At 28.2% G+C, this 21,426-nt stretch carries 20 protein-coding genes; 3 read left to right on the top strand and 17 right to left on the bottom strand.

Features of this window, described 5'->3' with window-relative positions:
- Window positions 1-18 precede the first annotated feature (18 nt).
- The 3 genes from HCG70_RS01400 to HCG70_RS01390 all read right to left on the bottom strand — a co-directional run bounded on the left by HCG70_RS01400 (window position 19) and on the right by HCG70_RS01390 (window position 3,337).
- On the bottom strand, window positions 19-987 hold the full coding sequence (locus tag HCG70_RS01400) for an alpha/beta fold hydrolase (RefSeq protein ID WP_042395348.1): 969 nt from the start codon (window positions 985-987) through the stop codon (window positions 19-21).
- 160 nt (window positions 988-1,147) lie between these two features.
- Window positions 1,148-2,164 carry a LacI family DNA-binding transcriptional regulator gene (locus HCG70_RS01395; RefSeq protein WP_221697396.1) on the bottom strand — a complete coding sequence of 339 codons (1,017 nt, stop codon included), beginning with the start codon at window positions 2,162-2,164 and terminating at the stop codon, window positions 1,148-1,150.
- 210 nt (window positions 2,165-2,374) lie between these two features.
- Window positions 2,375-3,337 carry a DUF2232 domain-containing protein gene (locus HCG70_RS01390; RefSeq protein ID WP_221697395.1) on the bottom strand — a complete coding sequence of 321 codons (963 nt, stop codon included), beginning with the start codon at window positions 3,335-3,337 and terminating at the stop codon, window positions 2,375-2,377.
- 306 nt (window positions 3,338-3,643) lie between these two features.
- On the opposite strand from HCG70_RS01390, the gene HCG70_RS01385 reads away from it, so the two are divergent.
- Window positions 3,644-4,393: a 3'-5' exonuclease gene (locus HCG70_RS01385; RefSeq protein WP_042395339.1), complete on the top strand. Its 750-nt coding sequence runs from the start codon at window positions 3,644-3,646 to the stop codon at window positions 4,391-4,393.
- A 45-nt stretch (window positions 4,394-4,438) separates the two neighbouring features.
- Entirely contained in the window at window positions 4,439-5,362 is a 924-nt protein-coding gene (locus HCG70_RS01380) for an NERD domain-containing protein (protein WP_042395337.1), read from the top strand.
- Window positions 5,363-5,451: 89 nt separating this feature from the next.
- Here HCG70_RS01380 and HCG70_RS01375 read toward each other — a convergent pair whose 3' ends face one another.
- The 3 genes from HCG70_RS01375 to HCG70_RS01365 form a co-directional block, all read right to left on the bottom strand.
- Entirely contained in the window at window positions 5,452-5,604 is a 153-nt protein-coding gene (locus HCG70_RS01375) for a hypothetical protein (protein WP_156327405.1), read from the bottom strand.
- A 19-nt stretch (window positions 5,605-5,623) separates the two neighbouring features.
- On the bottom strand, window positions 5,624-7,402 hold the full coding sequence (locus HCG70_RS01370) for a M3 family oligoendopeptidase (protein ID WP_195949021.1): 1,779 nt from the start codon (window positions 7,400-7,402) through the stop codon (window positions 5,624-5,626).
- 195 nt (window positions 7,403-7,597) lie between these two features.
- Window positions 7,598-8,308 (bottom strand): hypothetical protein, encoded by a 711-nt coding sequence (locus HCG70_RS01365; protein WP_042395332.1) that lies wholly within the window; start codon window positions 8,306-8,308, stop codon window positions 7,598-7,600.
- A 653-nt stretch (window positions 8,309-8,961) separates the two neighbouring features.
- On the opposite strand from HCG70_RS01365, the gene asnA reads away from it, so the two are divergent.
- Complete coding sequence (gene asnA / locus HCG70_RS01360; protein ID WP_055291444.1) at window positions 8,962-9,987, top strand: aspartate--ammonia ligase; 1,026 nt, start codon at window positions 8,962-8,964, stop codon at window positions 9,985-9,987.
- 223 nt (window positions 9,988-10,210) lie between these two features.
- Here asnA and mnmA read toward each other — a convergent pair whose 3' ends face one another.
- The 11 genes from mnmA to asrA all read right to left on the bottom strand — a co-directional run bounded on the left by mnmA (window position 10,211) and on the right by asrA (window position 21,311).
- On the bottom strand, window positions 10,211-11,296 hold the full coding sequence (gene mnmA / locus HCG70_RS01355; RefSeq protein ID WP_396020993.1) for a tRNA 2-thiouridine(34) synthase MnmA: 1,086 nt from the start codon (window positions 11,294-11,296) through the stop codon (window positions 10,211-10,213).
- Window positions 11,297-11,316: 20 nt separating this feature from the next.
- Complete coding sequence (nifU, locus tag HCG70_RS01350; RefSeq protein WP_042395324.1) at window positions 11,317-11,760, bottom strand: Fe-S cluster assembly scaffold protein NifU; 444 nt, start codon at window positions 11,758-11,760, stop codon at window positions 11,317-11,319.
- A gap of 2 nt (window positions 11,761-11,762) precedes the next feature.
- The gene (gene nifS / locus HCG70_RS01345) at window positions 11,763-12,947 is read right to left on the bottom strand and encodes a cysteine desulfurase NifS (RefSeq protein WP_042395320.1); all 1,185 of its coding nucleotides are present in this window, start codon (window positions 12,945-12,947) and stop codon (window positions 11,763-11,765) included.
- A complete protein-coding gene (locus tag HCG70_RS01340; protein ID WP_042395317.1) occupies window positions 12,947-13,399 on the bottom strand; it encodes an Rrf2 family transcriptional regulator in 453 nt (150 codons plus the stop codon). The genes nifS and HCG70_RS01340 overlap by 1 nt, the downstream gene beginning before the upstream one ends.
- Before the next feature lie 199 nt (window positions 13,400-13,598).
- A complete protein-coding gene (locus tag HCG70_RS01335) occupies window positions 13,599-14,876 on the bottom strand; it encodes a serine dehydratase subunit alpha family protein (RefSeq protein ID WP_042395312.1) in 1,278 nt (425 codons plus the stop codon).
- Window positions 14,877-14,905: 29 nt separating this feature from the next.
- Window positions 14,906-16,171: a replication-associated recombination protein A gene (locus tag HCG70_RS01330; RefSeq protein WP_221697393.1), complete on the bottom strand. Its 1,266-nt coding sequence runs from the start codon at window positions 16,169-16,171 to the stop codon at window positions 14,906-14,908.
- 170 nt (window positions 16,172-16,341) lie between these two features.
- Window positions 16,342-17,307 (bottom strand): CAP domain-containing protein, encoded by a 966-nt coding sequence (locus HCG70_RS01325; RefSeq protein ID WP_052330598.1) that lies wholly within the window; start codon window positions 17,305-17,307, stop codon window positions 16,342-16,344.
- A gap of 273 nt (window positions 17,308-17,580) precedes the next feature.
- Window positions 17,581-18,072 (bottom strand): hypothetical protein, encoded by a 492-nt coding sequence (locus HCG70_RS01320; protein WP_055276241.1) that lies wholly within the window; start codon window positions 18,070-18,072, stop codon window positions 17,581-17,583.
- A gap of 450 nt (window positions 18,073-18,522) precedes the next feature.
- Window positions 18,523-19,494 carry a sulfite reductase subunit C gene (gene asrC, locus HCG70_RS01315; protein ID WP_042395305.1) on the bottom strand — a complete coding sequence of 324 codons (972 nt, stop codon included), beginning with the start codon at window positions 19,492-19,494 and terminating at the stop codon, window positions 18,523-18,525.
- Between the two features lie 13 nt (window positions 19,495-19,507).
- Entirely contained in the window at window positions 19,508-20,302 is a 795-nt protein-coding gene (asrB, locus tag HCG70_RS01310) for an anaerobic sulfite reductase subunit AsrB (protein WP_042395302.1), read from the bottom strand.
- Entirely contained in the window at window positions 20,295-21,311 is a 1,017-nt protein-coding gene (asrA, locus tag HCG70_RS01305; RefSeq protein ID WP_042395299.1) for an anaerobic sulfite reductase subunit AsrA, read from the bottom strand. The genes asrB and asrA overlap by 8 nt, the downstream gene beginning before the upstream one ends.
- Window positions 21,312-21,426: the final 115 nt, after the last annotated feature.

Here is a 21,426-nt window from a genome sequence, read left to right as displayed (position 1 = left end):
AAGTTTTTTAGTAAAATTTTATTTTAAAAATTCACTTATATTTTTTAAATACTCAATCATAATTTCATCATCTTCCATATAAAGTTCATGCTTCCCATTCTCAAATCTTATCTTTTTACACATATTTGCTATTTCACAAAATTTATTCTGCCCTTTTTCTTTTACAAAGGTATCTCTCCCTGCCTGAAAAAACAATATTGGTATATTTATTTTCTCAATATTCCTTTTCTTTAATATTTCCTTAGTTGCCTTTAAAGACTCATTAAGCCATTTAAAACTTCCACCACATCTTTGCAATTCCTCGTTTTTGTTTAAATAATCTAAATGATTTTTATATCTATACATATTAGAAGTTCCTGATGACTCTAAATCATATTTCCCTTCAAATGGACCTTGTCCAAATAAAAATTCCTCTCCCTTTCCAATATTAATATATATCTGACTTATTAAATAAGATATAGCCTTATGGTATTCCCCTGTATTTATATCCATCATCGGAGCACTTAATATAGCCTTTTTAAAATATCCACAGTACTTCTCTAAAAACATTGTACCGATAGCTCCTCCCATAGAATGTGCATATAAATATAAATCAACGTCTTTTCCTACAACAATAGTATCTAAGAAAATCCTTAAATCTTCTACATAATATTCAAACTTATCTATACTTATTTGACTTTTATGTTTTTTTCCAAATGAACCTGATCTTCCATGTCCCCTATGTTCAATTGCATATACTGAATAGCCCATTTCTGTAAAATAGTAAATTAACTCATTATATTTTTCTATACATTCAGAAAACCCATGCGAAATTACAATTCTACCTTTTTCATTTATTACAGAAAATACTTGGTAATAAATATTTAAGTTATTACATCCTTTAAAATATCCATCCTTTTTAATTTTATTAATACTTATCTTTACCTGTTCAACATCTTCTTCATTATATCCGTAATTTGAATAAATCCCACTTTTAATTGTTTCCATTTTTAACCTCCACCTAGCAACCCCCTTAATAACGTTTACAGTAAAAATATATAGTATTTTACTAAAAATATCAAGTTATTAATTTATAATAAAAAAAAATAGTAACAATAATAAATATTATTGTTACTATTTTAATCTCTAATTTATTAATTAAAATTAACTATTTTACATACTTAACACTATTTCTTAATATAAACTCACTTGGTATTATTACTTTTTTAGCGTACTGTCTTCCCTTTAATTTCTCCATCATAAGTTCAACTGCAACTTCTCCTAAATACTCTATATGAACTCTTATAGCCGTTAATGGTGGATTAGTATATTGAGATATTATAGTATCATTAAATCCTATTATGCTAATATCATTTGGAACCTTAACTCCATTTTCTTGAAGTCCCTTAATAACACCGCTTGCAATTGTATCATTAGCTGTAAAGAATGCTGTTGGCATTTTACTTTCAGATCTTATAAATTTATTTATTGCTTCATACCCACCTTCAGCCGTCATACTACTATTGATTATAAATTCTTCCTTTAGCATTTGTTTATTATTCATATATTCATAAAAGAACTTTAGTCTATCATCGAACATAGGTATTTTATTATCTCCTAAAGTGTACTTTTCCCCAATAAATCCTATGTCCTTATGTCCAAGCTCTAAAAAATAATCTAATGCTTGTTTAACGCCTAATTTATAATTAACTTTAACACTATCATACAATTCATCATTTGGCGCTGAATCTATAAAAACTATATTTTGTGTTCTTTTCGATAATTCATTTACTTCATCCGAAGTAAACTTACCAACTGCAATTATTCCCTGTAGTTCAACTTCTTCTGCTAACTCAAATTCATTATCTTGCTTAAAAAATCTAACTAGCTTAATATTATTCTCAAAGGCTTTCTTTTCTACTATATTTCTTAAAAGTAAATAATATGGATCTTGTAATTGTTTAACTACATCATACATTTCAACAATTCCAACTATAAACATATTTTTACTAAAATTTTTACCTTTTCTTTGCTTTGCTGTTCTATAATTTAATTCCTCTGCTACTTGTAGTATTTGTGCCTTAGTTTCATCAGCGACTAAAATTCCACTATCATTGTTTAAAACCCTTGATACAGTAGCTAATGATACTCCTACCTTCTCTGCTATTTCTTTCAACGTAGCCATTATCCCTCACCTCAATATATCTTTCATCTTTGTTAATTATATAATAAACCTTAGCTTGTTATTTTTATCTTATCTTTTATAAAAATTACATTTTTATAAACTCTATAGCATACTATATATTACCATAAGGCTAATCAAATTACATTACTTAATATTAATTTTATCAATAAATAACTTTAAAATAAAAGATATATTATTTAAAAGTAATTTTTACTGTCTTTTTAAAACAACTTTATTTAACATATTTATTTGTGATTCCCTTAGCTTCATTGAATAGTTAATTACTAAACTTCCTACTACCAAAATAATAAACGTAGCTTTAAAGTCAACTAGCAGCATATAAAGCACCCCCAACCAAATTAATTGCGATGCACCATTAGATTTCACCTTTGTAGATAATCCCCTAATTACAAATGTAAAGGAATCTTTTAAAACAAAATATATTACTACTACTCTAATTGCCACTACTACCGTTTTAAAATAAACGAATTTAAATTCAAAACCTGTTAATTTTAATATTTCAATTAAAATTAAATATATAATTCCAAAATAATATGTACTCGTGCTACAACATATATAAGAACCATATCTTTTAAAGTTTTTAATTATCATATATTTTTCATTACAATTTTCATTTAATATTCTAAGCTTTTTACCTATAAATAAAGCTCCAATATAAGATATTAATATTGTACCTATAGGCATTGTTGCAACAAAAATATTAAAAGCAACTTCCATATATTCACCATTTAAAGGAAACATTTCTGTATAACTATCAAATTCTTTCATAAAACTATAACCTGTTAATTTAGAAAAATAAATATCAATCAAAACCATAACAAAAGTTCCTAAAATTGCTGAATAAAATAAATCATCAAATATTGTACCTTTTTTCCTGATAAAATACCCACAAATCAATCCCATTATAATTCCTTGGCTCATCCAAATTGCTGATGCTACGTCACCTACTGCAAGAGTTACAATAAGCAATGATGTAATAGAAGATAATAATGTATACTTAAAATCAAGCCTCATAAATATAAGACAAATAAAAAGTGGCACTATCATATCCAAATATAATGTATATGCTATTCCTGTGTAAATTGCTACCATGCTTGAAACCACAAATAAAGCTGATAACATTGCTGCTTCTGTTAATTTTTTTGTTTTCAAATTATGTTCACCACACTTAATCTTAATGTATCTTTATTTATTATATGCTTTTCTTATAAAGTTAATAGTAAATTTTCTTTAAATATTATTTATTGTAATTTATTTCTTTTGATTTATAATAAATATTTAACCCTTCAAATGTTGGCTCTATTCCATTCTTAATACATTCTTCAACATATTCCTTTAAAACATAAATACTCATTTATTACACCTCTTTTTAAGACATTTTTAATTATTTATGTTTTAATATATGTAATAGAAGTTATGTAAATGACTAAAAAATAAAAATTTTATCGTAGGTGTAAAATGAACTATATAATTTTTGATTTAGAATTTAATCAACAACATCCTGAAGATGTAGTAATAGATGCTCCTAAACCATCTTTACTATTTGAAATAATTCAAATTGGAGCAATAAAATTAAATAAAAATTTTGAAACCATAGGAACATTTAATTCCTTAATTAAACCTAATATTCATAAAAGGCTTCATCCTTATGTTGAAGAATTAACAAAAATAAATATTAATGATTTAAATGCTTCTTATAACTTTATTGATGTTTTTAAACAATTCATTGATTTTATTGGAAAAGATAAGAGTACTTTAGTTGTATGGGGTGATTCTGATATTACAGAATTAATAAAGAATATGGGATTTTATAATATTCCCACTACCTTTATTCCTGAAAAATATATTGATATTCAGCACTATGCAACTAAACTGCTTAATGTTCCTAAAGGTCAAAAAATTGGCTTAAAAAAAGCTGTTGAAGCATTAGAAATACCTATTGATGGTGATTTCCATGATGCATTTTTTGATGCACATTATACTGCAGAAGTATTTAAAAAAATATATAATAAGCAATTATTATCTAAGCCAATTAATAAAGCCAATACTAAGCGACCTAAAGTAAAAAAAGAAAAACTTGATTCAAATGCACTAATCAATGAATTTGAAAAGAAATATAACAGAAAAATGTCAAAAGAAGAAATTGAAATGATACGTTTAGCATATTTTATGGGTAAAACTAAACAATTTATAATTAAAGATGAATAATTTTCCATAAAAGTAGATATTCTAATACTAAAGGAGGCTACGTAAATGTTGCTTGTTTTAGGAGATATTATTTTATTTACTTTTAGAATTATATTTACTCTTTTGAAATTTATAATAAAAGCCATTGTAAAAACACTAACTTTTATATTAACTAAACCTTTTTTAAGGTTTCCATTTTTACTTTTTACTATTGGCTTTTTTCTTCATATAAAATTTAATACATTAGCAACTATATACTTTTTATATTTAGTAAATATATGCGCTATTAAATTCAAGATATACGAAAAAATATATATAGATTTAAGTTATTTATTTGATACTATATTTAATTCATATAAAGTTTCGCACAATTTAAGAGCTTTAAAAAATGATAGTATTATTTTAAATAATATTCACTTAGAAAATAATGATGAAGATAGTTGCTTAATTGATGATCTTGTAATAACAAATAGTGGAGTTTTTGCAATTAAAACATTAACTTATCCTTATACAGATTTCACAAAAAACAAATATTCTAATGAAATTGCATTTGATAATGAAGATTTAAATGATGATACTATACTTGATAATAATGTACTTAATAAAATATACGATGAATGTACCAATTGTTATAACATACTACAAGACATTTTGTCTTCTGATATTCCTATAACCAATATAATTGCTCTTCCTCAAAAAAGCCTTGTTATTAAACAAAATGAAGTACTTGATACACCAATAGTAACCGCAGAGGATTTACCTTATTTTATTAAAAATAAAATAAATAAAGATAGTACTTATTCTCCTCTAAAAATTAAGGAAACTGTACTTCAAAATAAATCTTGGAGCTTTGATATATTATTAGATAAACTCCTAAGCTTTCTTAATCATAGTAAATTTATAATTTTATTTATATCATTGTTCATTATTACTTATTATATTTATATAACATTTGTAACTTATATATTTTTTAAATTTGTTTCATTATAAATTAAATTATTTTTTCTAAACTATTGTCCTTTATAAACAAATAAGAGTAATAAACTAATATTATAGTTTATTACTCTTATTCTTATAAATTAGCCTAACATTTCATACTCTTCCATATGTGCTTGCTTTACTATTTTATTATATACTTCTTTAATATCATCAGCATTCTTATCAAATGCTATCCCCTCTACTAGTGCATCTAAAACAACAATAATTTCATCTTTGCTTAAATTTATATCCATTGTAATTCACCTCTTTAACTTAATGTTTTTTACTCATTTTAATAAACTCTTCTATATCCTCTTCAATAGTCTTTAAAGAATTCTTCCAGAACTCTTTATCATGAATATCAATTCCTACTTCTTTAGTTATATCTGCTATTTTATTTTTACCTGTAATTGACAAAAGTTTTTCATATTCACTTACAAAATCTTCACCTTTTTTAAGGTATTCAGCATATAATCCCTTTGCAAATAAAAGTCCAAATGCATATGGGAAGTTATAGTAATTATAATTTGCATCATAATAATGAGGTTTCCAAGCCCACATATATGGATGTAAAAACTTTTCGTCTAATCCATCTCCATAAGCTTCTTTCTGCGCTTCTATCATAAGTCCCTTTATTTGTTCAACTGTTAATGCACTTTCTTTTCTAGCTTCAAATACTGACTTTTCAAATAAAAATCTTGAATAAATATCTACAATAACTTGTGTACAATCACAAATTTCTGTTTCTAATATAGCTAAAGCTTCTTTATGTTTAACATCTTTAATTGCAGCTTTTTTTATTATAGTTTCACAAAATGTTGATGCTGTTTCTGCTATTGGCATAGGATAATCTGAATTTAATATAGATTCATTTTTTAGACACTCACCATGGAATCCGTGTCCAAGTTCATGAGCCATAGTAACAACATCACCAAAACTTCCCCCAAAGTTTAATAAGATTCTGCTTTCACCTAAAGTATGAATTCCTTGACAAAAAGCTCCTCCTACTTTTCCTTCTCTTGGCTCTACATCTATCCAATTATTATCAATAGCCTTTTGTGCGAAATCTGCTAAATCATCACTAAAAGTTCTAAAATTCTTGACTATAAATTTACTAGCTTCATCATAAGTAAAATTCATATTGGCATTATTAATTGGAGCATATAAATCGTAAAATGGTAATCCATTTTTATGCCCTAATATTTCTGCTTTTCTTCTTAAGTACTTTCTAAATACAGGTAAACTTTCTTTCATTGCTTCAATCATTGCATTTAATGACTCTTCATCCATTCTTGAATTTAAAAGTGTTTCTTCTAATGGAGATTCATATCCTCTTAATTCACAAACAGTTAATACTTCACCCTTTATTCCATTAAGAGCAGCAGCCACTCCCTCTTCAACTTTCTTATATGACTTTATTTCTGCTTCATAAGCTTTTTTTCTAACTTTTTCATTTTTATCATAAGCCATATTTAAAACAACTGTTAATGGGTATTCTTTTACTTTACCACCTTCTGTCATTTCAACAGTTAATGATGAAATTAAATTATCTTTTAATTTACTCCATGCATTTGATCCTGTATTTCTCATATTTGCAATTATATTTTCTTCTTTTTCACTTAATAAATATTTACTATCTTCAACTATACTCTTTAATAAAAATGCATGTTCTTTTAATAATGATGATTTCTCAATTATAGAGTCAATATCCTCTATTTCACTTATATACCTTTCAATTTTAGTAGAACCTTTAACTAAATAAGTTAACTTCTTTTCAAAGATATCTGAATTTTTAAGTGCTTCTGTATCTTTTGTATTTACACTAATACTTAGTTCAATAAATTGCCCTAACTTACTAATCAGTTCCTCTAATTTTATATATTTATTTAAATATTCTTCTAACTTTTCTAATACATTTTCATAATCCTTAACTGCTTCTTCAATCCAATTGTTTATTTCATTTATTTCTTCAGTTAGGCTATTCATATCATTTTTAAATTCAACACTCTCAAATGATTCATATAGCTCTTTTAAACTCCAATTTAATCCCACTTTATAACCTCCAAATTTTATTTAAATTATTTATATTAATTATATACTTATGCTGAAAATTTTTCCAACAAAATATTATATTCTCCTCTTTATAATTAAAAATATTTACATTTAGTTACTAAAAATTTTATTTTTTAATAATAAAAAAAGTAAAATGAATTTTAATATTATAATTCATTTTACTTTTTATATTTATTATTTTCTTGTACTTCTTACTTGAAGTTTTTCAATCCAGCCTTTGTTATACCTTAATGAAATATAACCAATAACACTCATTATAAATGCTCCAACTGCATCTACAAATAAATCTACCATTGTATCCGTTAATGCAGCTCTTCCTATTAATTGAGTACCATTTTCCAAGGCGAATTTTTGCATATTAAGCCCTAAAATTCCATCAAAGGTAAATTCATAAAACTCCCAAATAACACCTAATGTTACTGCAAAACAAAATGAAAATAACGCAACAAAAAGAGGACTTAAAACTATTGGTACCTTTTCTGTCTTATTCAATAAAGTAACAATTGAAAATCCTAAAGCTCCAATCATTGCTCCACTAAAAGTATGTAATATATTATCCCAATTTGGAACATTATAATAAAAACTTCTAACTTCACCTAAATATATTGCTGCATATAAGAATATTGTATATAAAATCAACATATAAGATGGGATTGCTATTTTAAATTTATTTTCTAACATCCCTGGTAATAACATTGCTACTATACCTAAAATACATTGAGATAACATCAATGCATAATCACTTTTTAAACGCACAAAAGATTCAGTTGAATCTGCAACTGTTGGTGCATCATTTATCTCAAAAATTAAGAATATAGTAGTCAAAATTAAAGTAATTAACACAAAGTAGCTTAATAACTTTTGCCAATTAATTTTTTTCTTCATTTTTCATCTCCCCATAAAAATTTATATTTAAAATAATTTATTATTTCAACTATTTATTCTATATTATATTATGTAAAAAGTAAAATAATATGTCCCTATTTTCAATAATAGTAATTAATAGCTTACACATATTTTACATTTTATTCATTTTTACTCTTTACATCTTATTAACTTTAGTATATTATAATATTAATTTAAATTTAAAACACATAATCAGCATTGAAGGAAAGAGTAATTTTAATGATATCTTTAAGCGAGTAAGGGATGGTGTAAGCCTTATAAGATTAGTTTTAATGAAAAACATTCCTGAGCTTCTAACCGAACAATTGAGATTGAAAAGGAAACACCTTTTCCTTACGTCAAAGATGTAAGTTCGATTTGCCAAATTAAAATTGAACCTTAAAAGGAAACATCTTTTCCTTACGTCAAAGATGTAAGTTCGATTTGCCAAATTAAAATTTGGAATCTCACTTATCTCACTTAAGTAGACTTAGACGGGGCCTTACCGTTAAAAAAGGACAGTCTTAAATTATTATTAATTTAGCACTGATTAAGAGGCTTGATGCAAATTAGGTGGTACCGCGGAAGTAACCTTTCGTCCTATTTATTTAGGATGGAAGGTTTTTTTATATTATTTTTAGGAGGTTATTAACATGACAAAAGAATTAAAATCAAAGGTATTTATACCACAAAACTACAAATCAAACTTATCATTAATTGAAACTGAAATAGCAATAAAGAAAGTCAAGGATTTTTTTGAAAGCAAACTTGCCGCAACTTTAAACCTAACAAGAGTTTCTGCTCCACTATTCCTTGAAAATGGTTCAGGTTTAAATGATAACTTAAATGGAATAGAAAGACCTGTAAGCTTTGATATGCTTGCTATTAAAGATAGTAACTTAGAAATAGTTCATTCACTTGCCAAATGGAAAAGATTTGCGCTTCACAGATATAAATTTCAACCTGGATCTGGTTTATATACTGATATGAATGCAATTAGACGAGATGAAGAATTAGATAATCTACACTCTATTTATGTAGATCAATGGGATTGGGAAAAGGTAATTACAAAAGAAGAAAGAACTACTGATACTTTAAAAAGCACAGTAAGAAAGATATTTTCTGTTTTTAAAGCTACTGAAGATTTTGTATCTACACAATATCCTTCAATCGAAAAAATTCTACCACAAGATATCACTTTTGTAACGGCACAAGAATTAGAAGATATGTATCCTGAACTTACAGCTAAAGAAAGAGAAAATGCAATTTGCAAAAAACATAAGGCAGTATTTATTCAAGGAATTGGTGATACATTAAAATCTGGTGAAAAGCATGATGGAAGAAGTCCTGACTATGATGACTGGAGCTTAAATGGAGATATTTTATTCTATGATCCATTATTTGATTCAGCAATTGAATTATCTTCTATGGGCATAAGAGTTGATAAAGAAGCCTTAGATTATCAATTAAAGAAAGCTAACTGTGAAGATAGACGTGAACTTCCATTCCACAAAGCATTATTTGAAGATAAACTACCACTTACTATGGGCGGAGGAATTGGACAATCAAGAATTTGTATGTTCTTCTTAAGAAAAGCACATATAGGAGAAGTTCAAGCTTCTATTTGGGATAACTATACTCACGAAAAATGTGAAGAAGCTGGCATAGAGCTACTTTAGTTTAGTTGATAGTTATTAGTTACTAGTTAATAATTAATATAGAAACTCCTTTTGGAGTTTCTATATTATATATTTTTAGAAATTTAGCATAAGCTGAATTCATTCCTTAAATTTTAACTATTAACTCTTAACTAACTTTACTCTTAGCTTTTAATTAAATAAAAGTCATAGCAAATGAACCATTATCATATAATTATAAGTTCAAATGCTACGACCTTTTATTTTATATTATTCCGGCAATAATTCCTCCACCAACAACTTTGTTTCCTTGATAGAAAACAACTGATTGACCTTTTGTTATTGCTCTTTGTTTTTCTTTAAAACTTACTTTAACTTTACCATCTCTTAAAGGTGAAATAACTGCTTCAGCTGGTTTTCCTGAATATCTAACCTTTGCTTCAACTGTTATTGGTTCTTCAAGCTTATCAAATGGAATAAAGTTAACATCCTTAGCAACTAAGTCAGTCTTAAATATATCCTCTTCTGGACCTAATACTACTTCATTAGTTCTAGGATTAATATCTGTTACAAATACAGGTCTTCCAAGAGCTATTCCAAGTCCTTTTCTTTGACCTATAGTATAGTAAACTATCCCTTTATGTTGCCCTAATATATTTCCGTTTTTATCAACAAAGTTTCCTGGTACAACTTCTAGCGGTCTAGCTTCACTTATGTATCTACCATGATTATTATCTGGTATAAAGCAAATTTCTTCACTATCTTTCTTATTATATACTGATAATCCAATTTCTTTAGCAATTTCTCTTATTCTATCCTTAGTATATTCACCACAAGGCATAAGAGTATGTGCTAATTGTTCTTGAGTAAAGTTATATAATGCATATGTTTGGTCTTTTCTATCATCATCTGAACAAATTAAAAGATATCTTCCATTTTCATCTTGCTCGATTTTAGCATAGTGACCTGTTGCAACATAATCCGCACCTATACCTTGAGCTTTTCTTAATAGCTCATCAAATTTTAAATGTTTATTACATGCTATACATGGATTTGGTGTTTTTCCATCTATGTATTCTTGAACAAAATAATCAATAACTTTTTCTTTAAAGCTATCTCTAAAGTTCATTACATAAAAAGGAATACCAATCTTATTTGCAACTCTTCTTGCATCATCTACAGCTGAAAGTGAACAACACCCACCTTCTCTTTCTGTATAATCTTTATCTTCTTGCCATATTTGCATTGTAACACCAATTACATCATAGCCTTGTTCTTTTAAAAGGTAAGCAGCAACGGAGCTATCAACTCCGCCACTCATACCTATAACTACTTTTTTCTTCTTTTCCATCAAATCACACCTTAAGTTTTTTATTCGTGTCCGTGTACTGCATCATGTAATTCATCATGATCTGTTTCTTCGAATTCCCATCCTTCAGTGCTTAAACCAGCATTTTTTCTGTAGTCATTAATTGCTTTGTGTATAGCTTCTTCAGCTAATACTGAACAGTGCATTTTTACTGGTGGAAGTCCATCTAAAGCTTCAGCAACTGCTTTATTTGATAATTCCCAAGCTTCTTCTAAAGTCTTTCCTTTAATCATTTCTGTAGCCATTGAAGATGAAGCTATAGCTGATCCACATCCAAAAGTTTGGAATTTAACATCTTTAATAATGTTATCTTCTACCTTTAAGTAAACTCTCATTATATCTCCGCATTTAGCATTTCCAACTTCTCCAATACCATTTGCGTCTTCAATTTCTCCTACATTTCTTGGATTTCTAAAATGGTCCATAACTTTATCTGTATATATCATAATTATTTTTCTCCCTTCTTAACAAAATCACTCCATAATGGTGACATATTTCTAATTCTTTGAATAATTCCAGGTAATACCTCTAAAACATAATCAACATCTTCTTCTGTTGATCCATCGCCTAATGTTAATCTTAATGATCCATGAGCTAATTCATGTGGTAATCCTATTGCTAAAAGTACATGTGATGGGTCTAATGATCCTGATGTACAAGCACTACCACTTGATGCACATATTCCTTCAAAATCTAAAGATAATAAAATTGATTCACCTTCTATATACGTAAATCTTACATTTACATTACCAGGTAATCTCTTATCACCTCTTGGTCCATTTAAATATGAATATGGAACTCTTTCTAATATTCCATCTATAAGTTTATCTCTAAGCACTGTAAGTCTTTCCATATGAGCTTCAATATCATTTGTAGCTAACTCTATAGCTTTACCTAATCCAACAACTGAAGCTATATTTTCTGTACCTGCTCTTCTAGCTCTTTCTTGACCTCCACCATGGATTAAGTTGTCTATTCTTACACCTTTTCTTATGTATAAAGCACCTATTCCTTTAGGTCCATAAATCTTATGTCCTGCTAAAGATAAAAGGTCTATATTCATTTCTTTTACATCAACTGGAACATTTCCAACTGCTTGAACTGCATCTGTATGGAATAGAACTTTTCTTTCTCTACAAATTGCACCAATTTCTTTTATTGGTTGAATAGTTCCAATTTCATTATTTGCAAACATAATTGATACTAAAATAGTTTTATCAGTTATTGCATTTTTTAATTCTTCTAAATCAATAAATCCTTCTTCATTAACATCTAAATAAGTTACTTCAAAACCATTCTTTTCTAGATATTCACAAGTATGAAGAACTGCATGATGTTCTATCTTAGTAGTTATTATATGATTTCCTTTTTTTCTATGTGCTGATGCAATACCTTTAATTGCCCAGTTATCTGACTCAGATCCACCCCCTGTGAAGTAAACCTCATTCATATCACAATTTAAAGCTTTAGCAACTTGACCTCTAGCTTTATCAATTGCCATCTTAGTTTCTCTTGATATTCCATAAAAAGATGATGGATTACCAAACTTTTCTGTAAAATACGGCATCATTTCTTCTAAAACTTCTGGCTTTACATAAGTAGTAGCCGCATAGTCCATATATACTGTTTTCATTATTGCTCACTCCTCTTTAATGTTAATGCTTCATTCTTTTCTTTAATTTTATTGTAGTCATCTACTATATCTTGTAACGTTATGCCTTCCATAACTTCATCTATACTATTTTTAATTTTTGTCCATAAAAGTCTAGTTGCGCAGCAATCTATATTATCACATGATACCCCTTCAATACAATCAGCAATTTCTATTGGGCCCTCAAGGACGTACATTATATCAGATACTTTTATATCCTTAGGTTCTCTACCTAAAACATATCCACCTTGAGCCCCCCTTATACTATTAATAAGTTTTGCTCTTCTTAGCGGTGAAAATAATTGCTCTAAATAATACTCAGATATTCCTTGCCTTTGCGAAATAGTTTTTATTGATAGGGGAGAACTTCCATAATGGATTGCTAATTCAACCATGGCTTTTACTCCATATCTTCCTTTAGTTGATAGTTTCATTTTCTCACCCCTTATTCAGACTTTTTTGCTCTGCTTTATGTTTATATCATACTAACTTACTCTGTTTTTGTCAACCCTGAAATACACATACTTTCAGAATTAACTTCAAATTTTTTATGTAAACTTTTTTAATGAGTTTTATTCATTACATCATTTATTTTATTTAAATATTTTTAACTTTTTATATTATTAAAATTCATTATACTTCAAGCATTATTTCTAGTATTTCTTTATCAGTTTCTTTCATTCCCTCTTTACCTAATCTACCTACTGCAGTTATTGTTTTTTCAATATTTTCCTTCAATATACCCGTATTAGCACTATAACATTGATCTTCCATAGCAAGATAATGCCCCATCATACTAGCATCAACACTGGTAGCTATTTTAGCTGCACAAGATGCCTTTGCTCCATCACAAACTATTCCTGAAATATTCGCTAATGTATTTGTAACCGTCTTATTTATTTGATCTAATGTACCACCTTCTAAATATGTAATTGCAGCTCCACTAGCACATCCTGCACTTACAGCCCCACAAAAGGCAGAAAGTCTTCCTATACCTGTTTTTTGATGTATAGTCATTAGATTAGAGAATACTAACCCTCTATATAATAACTCTTCAGACAATCCCTTTTCTTTTGCATATATTATTACTGGAATTGAAGTTGCCATACCTTGATTTCCACTTCCTGAGTTAGTCATAACAGGTAATGAACTACCACTCATTCTTGCTTCTGAAGCAGCTGCAGCATAAACTTTTAGCTTAGTAACAATTGAGTTTGGATAGCATTTCATAAGCATTTTACCTATACCTACTCCATATTCTCCTTTTAATCCTTCTTCTGCTATTGATATGTTATACTCTATTTGTTTATCTAACAATTCTTTTATATCTTTAATATCAACAGTATTTGCAAATTCATATATATCATTAACATTTAAAATACTTCTATCAATAAATACACCTAAATATTTACTTGGATCCTCATTACCTTCGAATAATATCTCTCCATTTTTTATTACCTTAGATATATTATTATGTGCATATTTTATTTCAACTATGGCGCTATCATTTTCACTATATACTTCCATTACTATATGTAACTGAATATCTGTATCTAATCTTTCAACAAAGCAATAATCTTCATTCATAAGTTTATTAGCTTCATTTATATGCTCTTCTCCTACTTCACTAATAACTTGCAATTCTTTACTTGAATCACCAGCTAAAACTCCAATTATTGAACTAGCCTTAATTCCTACTAAATCTCCTGTATTAGGAACAGTTACACACATTGCATTTTTTATTATATTACCGCTACATTTTGCCACAACCTTATCTGGCATTTTCCCTAATACTTCTCTAGCCTTTGCAGCTGCATATGCTATGGCAATAGGTTCAGTACATCCCATTGCTGGTACTAGTTCTTCTTTTAAAATTTGTAAATAATCATTATACTTCTCTTGTTTCATCATCTGTTTCCCCATTTTATTATATTATTATTTTACTTTTTAATTTTATCCCAATAATCTTTTGTAGCTCTTTCAAACTTATTATCTCCATACTCATAATAAGTTCTATTTTTCAAGTTATTAGGTAAATATTGTTGTGTTACATAATGATTAGGATAGCTATGTGGATATTTATATTCAATTCCTCTTCCCATTTTACACGCTCCACTATAATGAGCATCCTTTAAATGAGTAGGTATATCCCCTATAGACATATTTTCTAAATCATTTAATGCTGCATCTATTGCTAAATATGCTGAATTAGATTTTGGACTTGTTGCTAAAAGGATAGTTGCCTCTGCAAGTGGAATTCTTGCTTCTGGAAATCCTAATTCCCTAGCAGAATCAACTAGTGACTTTACAATTAAACTTGCCTGTGGATAAGCAAGACCTATATCCTCCGCTGAAATTACTTGTAATCTTCTACAAATAGAAATCAAATCACCAGCCTTAATAAGTCTAGCTAAATAATGAATAGCAGCGTCAGCATCACTACCACGAATTGATTTTTGAAAGGCACTTAGTATATCATAATGTGCATCACCATCATTATCATAAGCAATTACCTTACTTTGAGTTGAATCCTTAACAACATTTAAATCAATTACTACAATTTTATCACTATTAGGCCTAGTTGAATTTAATGCAATTTCTAATCCATTAATAGCCTTTCTTACATCGCCATTACAATAAGATGCTAAATAATTTATAGCTTCATCTTTAACATCTAATTTTATTTCATTATATCCTTTACTTTTAATATCTATAGCTCTATTAAGCGCTTTCTTTATATCATCCTCTTCTACTGGTTTGAACTCAAATATAGTTGATCTTGAAAGTAAAGCCTTAAAAATATAAAAATATGGATTTTCTGTAGTTGATGCAATTAAAGTTATTCTTCCATCTTCAATATATTCTAAAAGTGATTGTTGCTGCTTTTTATTAAAGTTTTGAATCTCGTCTAAATAAAGAACCACACCATTAACGCCTAAAAAAGTATCTAACTCTTTTGTTATTTCCTGAATATCTTTTAATGAAGCATTTGTAGCATTAAGCTTATAAAATCTTTTTCCTGCCTTTTCTGCAATAATATTCGCTACTGTGGTCTTTCCTACTCCTGGTGGCCCATAAAATATCATATTTGAAATTCTACCACTCTTTACTATTCTATCTAAAATTTTATTTTCTCCTAATATATGTTGTTGACCACAAACTTCACTTAATTGTGTAGGCCTAATTAAATCTGCTAATGGTTTCATTTTTTCACCTCAAATATTTCTTCCTCATATTATATAAAATCTACAGCCTTTTTTACAACTCTTTCAATCATTATTAAAGTATAGCATAAAATTCGTTTAAATATAAAAAAAATGAGAGATTGCAATTTTTATTTACAATCTCTCATTTCAATATTTATTTAACTATTTAATTATCTATAAAATTCTTGAGTAGCATATACTTTATTACCTATTTTATATACTCCAACTCCTATACTTGAGAAGTTAGTTGATAATATATTTTCTCTATGACCTGATGAGTTCATCCAGTTTGTCATAAATCTTTCTGCTAAAGCATCTGCGCTTATATTACCGCCAATATAGGCTATATTTTCTCCCCATGCCTTATATGATACGCCGTCTTTTTTCATTTGAGTTGTTATAAGATTTCCATTTAAATCTTCATGACTAAAGTAATTATTATCTCCCATATCTTGCGATTTAATTCTAGCGTATTTTTGCATTACTGTATTATATGTTAATGTTGGAACTCCTGCTTTTGCTCTTTCTTCATTTACTTTATTATATATAGCTGTTTCTACAGCTGCCATAAAGTTTTCATCCGCATTAGTTACATTATTTTCTGTAGAGTTATCCGGTGTTTCGTCAACTACTGGTGTATTTGGAACACTTGGTGTTTCATCTACTGTTGGTGTATCCGGAACACTTGGTGTTTCATCCACTACCGGTGTATCTGGAACACTTGGCGTTTCATCCACTGTTGGTGTATCTGGTGTACTTGGTGTTTCATCAACAGTTGGTGGAACTATTGTATCCTCTGGTGTTTCAGTATTGTTACTTGGTGGAACTATACTATCGTTATTATTATTGTTATTGTTTCCTCCATTATTAGGCTTGTCTACTGTTCCTCCAATAATTATACTTCCACATGAACTATTCGACCACCATATTTTTTTGAATATTACTCCTTGTAATAAGCCACCTGAAATACTACATTTATTATTTTCACTTGAATTTGTTTCTGAAGAACTTACTTTATTAATTGTTATTAAATTTGTTTTTCCTTGAGAACATTCTTTTACAGCTGCAAAAGTTGGTGTAACCGCCCCCCCTAGCACTGTTAATGTAACTATACTGGCAATTAGTTTTTTCTTCATCTGTACCACTCCTTTTTATTTTTTCGAACAACTTAATATTGTCCAATATCTTATTAGTTCAAAGTACTTTTTACTTTCACTAAAGCCGCCAGATACAGTTATATCATATTTTTATCACAGAACTAACAGTAGATTCCTTCGTTACATACCAATAATGACTAATCTAAATTTCACATTCCTTAATAACCATAAAAATACCAATAAAATTTCTGCATATTTTCTGACTTTATAACAATTTGGTAATTTTATACTTACAATAAATTACCACGTATATTATTGATTTTTTCGGAAATTTACATTTTCATTTTCAGCTATTTCTAAACTTTCATACTCCTTAACACTCTTAATTACATAATTTCCTTTTTCCTTTTTAAGAACAACCTCTACTGGAACATTATTTCCCTCTACTGAATCATATCCTTCCTCTACCCCATCACTTTCTAAAGTTGTCCCTTGTGCCTCCATATTTAAAACCATACAAAGCTTATATTCTCCATCTTCCTTTGTTACTCCCTTAACTTCACTTTCATATTTAGTAAATTCAACTTTTCCAATAAGGTAACTGTAAAAAACTTCGTAATTGCATTCATTAAATGTGTCTTCATCAATATAATTACTTACTTCATCATCATATGAATTTTCATATGACAGCACTTTATCTACAATTTCTTTCATTTCATTAATATCTTTAGATGATATATTACTACTACACCCAACTACACTTATAGAAAATAACATTAATATAAATACCACTATTTTTTTCATATCTTCTTTACCACCTTTACAAACTTTATTTATACATTCTTATGTAACCTTCCCCAAAGATATGAATTTTACATTGTGAAAATTAAGTGAAGCTCTAAATTTTAATTTAGTTAGCTGAACTTACTCCTCTGAATGATAATGAGGAGCGAGTTTCCCTTAAAAGCTCTAAATTTTAATTTAGTTAGCTTAACTTACTCCTCTGAATGATAATGAAGAGCGAGTTTCCATTAAAAATAAAATTCTTAAATACTATTGTCATACTTTTTTTAAAAGTAATTTACCCAAGTGATAACCACTTTATAAACTTTATCAAATTATCCGAAATTAATTATATAAATTAAAGATGAAATTCAACTTATTCCTCAAAATATAATATTTAATTTTCCGTTATTACTCCATATAAGTAAATTATCGCATAAAAAAAGAGCACATCAGTGCTCTTTTTAGTCATTATATATTAGGGTATTTGATACCACTCCAATATACATTATTTATCATTATAGCTTTATCTGATAATGTAACTCCATCTAAAGCCCATTTCTTAAACTCTTCAAATCCAGTTCTATCTACAATATATCCAATATGCTCTTTACCACCTGGTGCATTTTTATCAATATATTGTTCAACATATTTATAAGTATTAACTATTATTTTGATTATACTTTCTTCATCAGCCCAAATTAAGAAGTCTTCAGCAAGTCTTGGATTCTTCTTACCTGTTCTACCCATAATGGCAAGTCTATAGTATTTTTCTTTACTTCTAGTCCATGCTCCTGTTGGACAGTTAATTACACATTCACCACATCCGATACATTTGCTATGATCTCTAACTGGCGTATAGTTTTCAGCATGTAATGCTGCTGTTGATTTCTTAGTACAAGCTCTAACACATGCACCACAAGATATACATTTACTTTCATCTAATTGTGGTTCAGTCATCCCAATAATACCGAAGTCATGCATTCTAACCTTCATACAATCGTTAGGACATCCTGTTAAAGCAACCTTAAAGTGTAAGTCATTTGGGAATATTGCTTTTTCTATTTTCTTAGCAAAGTTAGTTGTATTGTAATTAGCAAATGGACATACATTATTTCCTATACATGCACTTACATTTCTTGTACCAGCAGATGTATACCCTTTACCTGGTACTAATTGATTAATTTCTAATCCTTCAATGATTGGTTGAAGTAATTCATTAACCTTATCCATGTTTTTCATATCGATTCCTGGAACTTCAAATCCTTGTCTAGTAGTTAAATGAACTGTTCCATTACCATATGTTTCAGCAATTTCTTGAATTAAACCTAAATATTTAGCATTTAAGTGTCCACCTGGAACTCTTATTCTTGATGCTGTAAGACCTCTATGTTTTGTAACTCTAAAGGCATTCTTTTTTAGCTTTTTAGTATTGATATCCATTAATTACTTCCTCCTAATCAATTAAAGATTTTCCTACTGTATAGTTAAATACTGGTCCATCTAAACAAATATAAGTATCATCTATTTTACAGTGTCCACATTTACCTATTCCACAGCACATTTTTCTTTCTTGAGAAATCCAGATATTTTCTTCCTTTATTCCAAGCTTTAAGAATTCTAAAACAGTAAACTTCATCATCATTGGAGGTCCAACAACAACTACTTGTACATTATCCATATCTTTTATTTCTAATTCAGGAATATATTTAGTAACTAATCCTACTTTACCTTCATAACCTTCTTTAGCAGTATCAACTGTTAAAATAAGATTCATAGTCTTTTCCCATTCTTTCATGTCTTCTTTAAATAAAACATCTTCTGGTGACTTAAATCCTGTAATTAATGTCATGCTTGTACAATCATTTGTATTTTTAGAGAAGTATTCTACTATTCCTCTTACTGGTGAAAGACCTGTTCCTCCAGCAACTACTATTACTTCTTTGTTTTTATAGTTTTCTATATCAAAACCATTTCCATAAGGTCCTCTTAAGAATAACTTATCTCCTACATAGTTTTTAAATATTTCATTAGTAACTTTACCAACTCTTCTTATTGTTAAGTCAACATATCCTTCACCAATTCCACTTACAGATATTGGTGCTTCACCATACTTTGGAAGAGATACTTCAAAGAATTGACCTGGTTTAACATCTCCGTTAAAAGCCATTCTAAAAGTATATTCTATTGGAGTATGTTCAATTACTTCTAAAATTTCTGATCTAAATGGTATGTATTCATTCTTAGTCATTATTCTTCACCTCGTTCATAGCATCTTCTAACTTATTAATGATTGTAGAGAAACTGATGTATTCTGGACATATATCATCACATCTACCACATCCAACACACATATGATATCCCCACTTTTTCTTGTAGTCATATACTTTATGAAGAGTTTTAAATCTCATCTTTTGACCTTTTTCTTTTCTAAAGCTATGTCCACCAGCCATATCTGTATATCCATCCACATGACATGATGCCCATACTCTTCTTCTTTCACCAGCATTTTTATTATCTTTATAAGTTATATCTTGCATAGTGAAGCATGTACATGTTGGACAGACAAAGTTACATCTACCACAAGTTATACATCTTTCATTATATTCATTCCACATTGTAGATTTCATAACTTCTAAACCTAAATTTTCTGGAATATTAACTTTAACTGGATTTTCTGTAACGAAATCAGGAGTAACTTCCTTTTCTTCTTTTTCTACATAATCTAAAATAGCTGCAATTTCCTCATCCTTAACATCTAAGTACACATCTTGTCCATCAACCTTGATATAAGCATTGTATTCATCAGTTTTATTAGATCCCATGCTTACACAGAAACAATTTTCAAAACTGTTTTCACAACCAATTAAGATAAACTTTGCATTTTCTCTCATCTTTTTATAGTAGATATCTTCAAAGCCATTTCTTAAGTATATATCATCTATTCTCTTTACAGAATGAATTTCACAACTTCTTAAGAATACTAACGCTGGTCTCTCATCTACTTCTGCTTCTTTACATTCATCATCATTAAAGAAGAATAAAGTTTGTCTTGTAGGTAAAATTGTTTCTTTATATGAATAACTTGATTTTTTATCAAATTCAATTTCTTCTATTGTAGAAACTTCTCCATATCTTACTCTATCAGTATCAGAAAAAGTTCCTGCACCTTCAAAAACTTTTGGAGCATAGATTCTATATGTTTTCTTTAACTCTTTTAAAGCTAAATTCATATTTTCTAAGTTAAGTTTATATCCCATGTAAAACACCTCTTAGCTTATTTTTTCTTTTTCTTGTTAATACATTAACAAGTCGATGTTTAAATTATATTTTTTTTACAAAAAAAAAGATGTGACATTTATCACATCATTTAAA

This window comes from Clostridium sp. K04 (genome assembly GCF_019734375.1).
Lineage (GTDB): Bacteria > Bacillota > Clostridia > Clostridiales > Clostridiaceae > Clostridium > Clostridium saudiense.
The sequence above is the reverse complement of the archived record's forward strand: the minus strand, read 5'-3'. Positions and strand labels throughout refer to the sequence as shown.

Bases quoted from the DNA above. Each gene is read 5' to 3' on its own strand.
- HCG70_RS01400 (WP_042395348.1), bottom strand. From the start codon at position 987: ATGGAAACAATTAAAAGTGGGATTTATTCAAATTACGGATATAATGAA.
- HCG70_RS01395 (WP_221697396.1), bottom strand. From the start codon at position 2,164: ATGGCTACGTTGAAAGAAATAGCAGAGAAGGTAGGAGTATCATTAGCT.
- HCG70_RS01385 (WP_042395339.1), top strand. From the start codon at position 3,644: ATGAACTATATAATTTTTGATTTAGAATTTAATCAACAACATCCTGAA.
- HCG70_RS01380 (WP_042395337.1), top strand. From the start codon at position 4,439: ATGTTGCTTGTTTTAGGAGATATTATTTTATTTACTTTTAGAATTATA.
- HCG70_RS01375 (WP_156327405.1), bottom strand. From the start codon at position 5,604: ATGGATATAAATTTAAGCAAAGATGAAATTATTGTTGTTTTAGATGCA.
- HCG70_RS01365 (WP_042395332.1), bottom strand. From the start codon at position 8,308: ATGAAGAAAAAAATTAATTGGCAAAAGTTATTAAGCTACTTTGTGTTA.
- asnA (WP_055291444.1), top strand. From the start codon at position 8,962: ATGACAAAAGAATTAAAATCAAAGGTATTTATACCACAAAACTACAAA.
- mnmA (WP_396020993.1), bottom strand. From the start codon at position 11,296: ATGGAAAAGAAGAAAAAAGTAGTTATAGGTATGAGTGGCGGAGTTGAT.
- nifU (WP_042395324.1), bottom strand. From the start codon at position 11,760: ATGATATATACAGATAAAGTTATGGACCATTTTAGAAATCCAAGAAAT.
- nifS (WP_042395320.1), bottom strand. From the start codon at position 12,947: ATGAAAACAGTATATATGGACTATGCGGCTACTACTTATGTAAAGCCA.
- HCG70_RS01340 (WP_042395317.1), bottom strand. From the start codon at position 13,399: ATGAAACTATCAACTAAAGGAAGATATGGAGTAAAAGCCATGGTTGAA.
- HCG70_RS01335 (WP_042395312.1), bottom strand. From the start codon at position 14,876: ATGATGAAACAAGAGAAGTATAATGATTATTTACAAATTTTAAAAGAA.
- HCG70_RS01330 (WP_221697393.1), bottom strand. From the start codon at position 16,171: ATGAAACCATTAGCAGATTTAATTAGGCCTACACAATTAAGTGAAGTT.
- HCG70_RS01325 (WP_052330598.1), bottom strand. From the start codon at position 17,307: ATGAAGAAAAAACTAATTGCCAGTATAGTTACATTAACAGTGCTAGGG.
- HCG70_RS01320 (WP_055276241.1), bottom strand. From the start codon at position 18,072: ATGAAAAAAATAGTGGTATTTATATTAATGTTATTTTCTATAAGTGTA.
- asrC (WP_042395305.1), bottom strand. From the start codon at position 19,494: ATGGATATCAATACTAAAAAGCTAAAAAAGAATGCCTTTAGAGTTACA.
- asrB (WP_042395302.1), bottom strand. From the start codon at position 20,302: ATGACTAAGAATGAATACATACCATTTAGATCAGAAATTTTAGAAGTA.
- asrA (WP_042395299.1), bottom strand. From the start codon at position 21,311: ATGGGATATAAACTTAACTTAGAAAATATGAATTTAGCTTTAAAAGAG.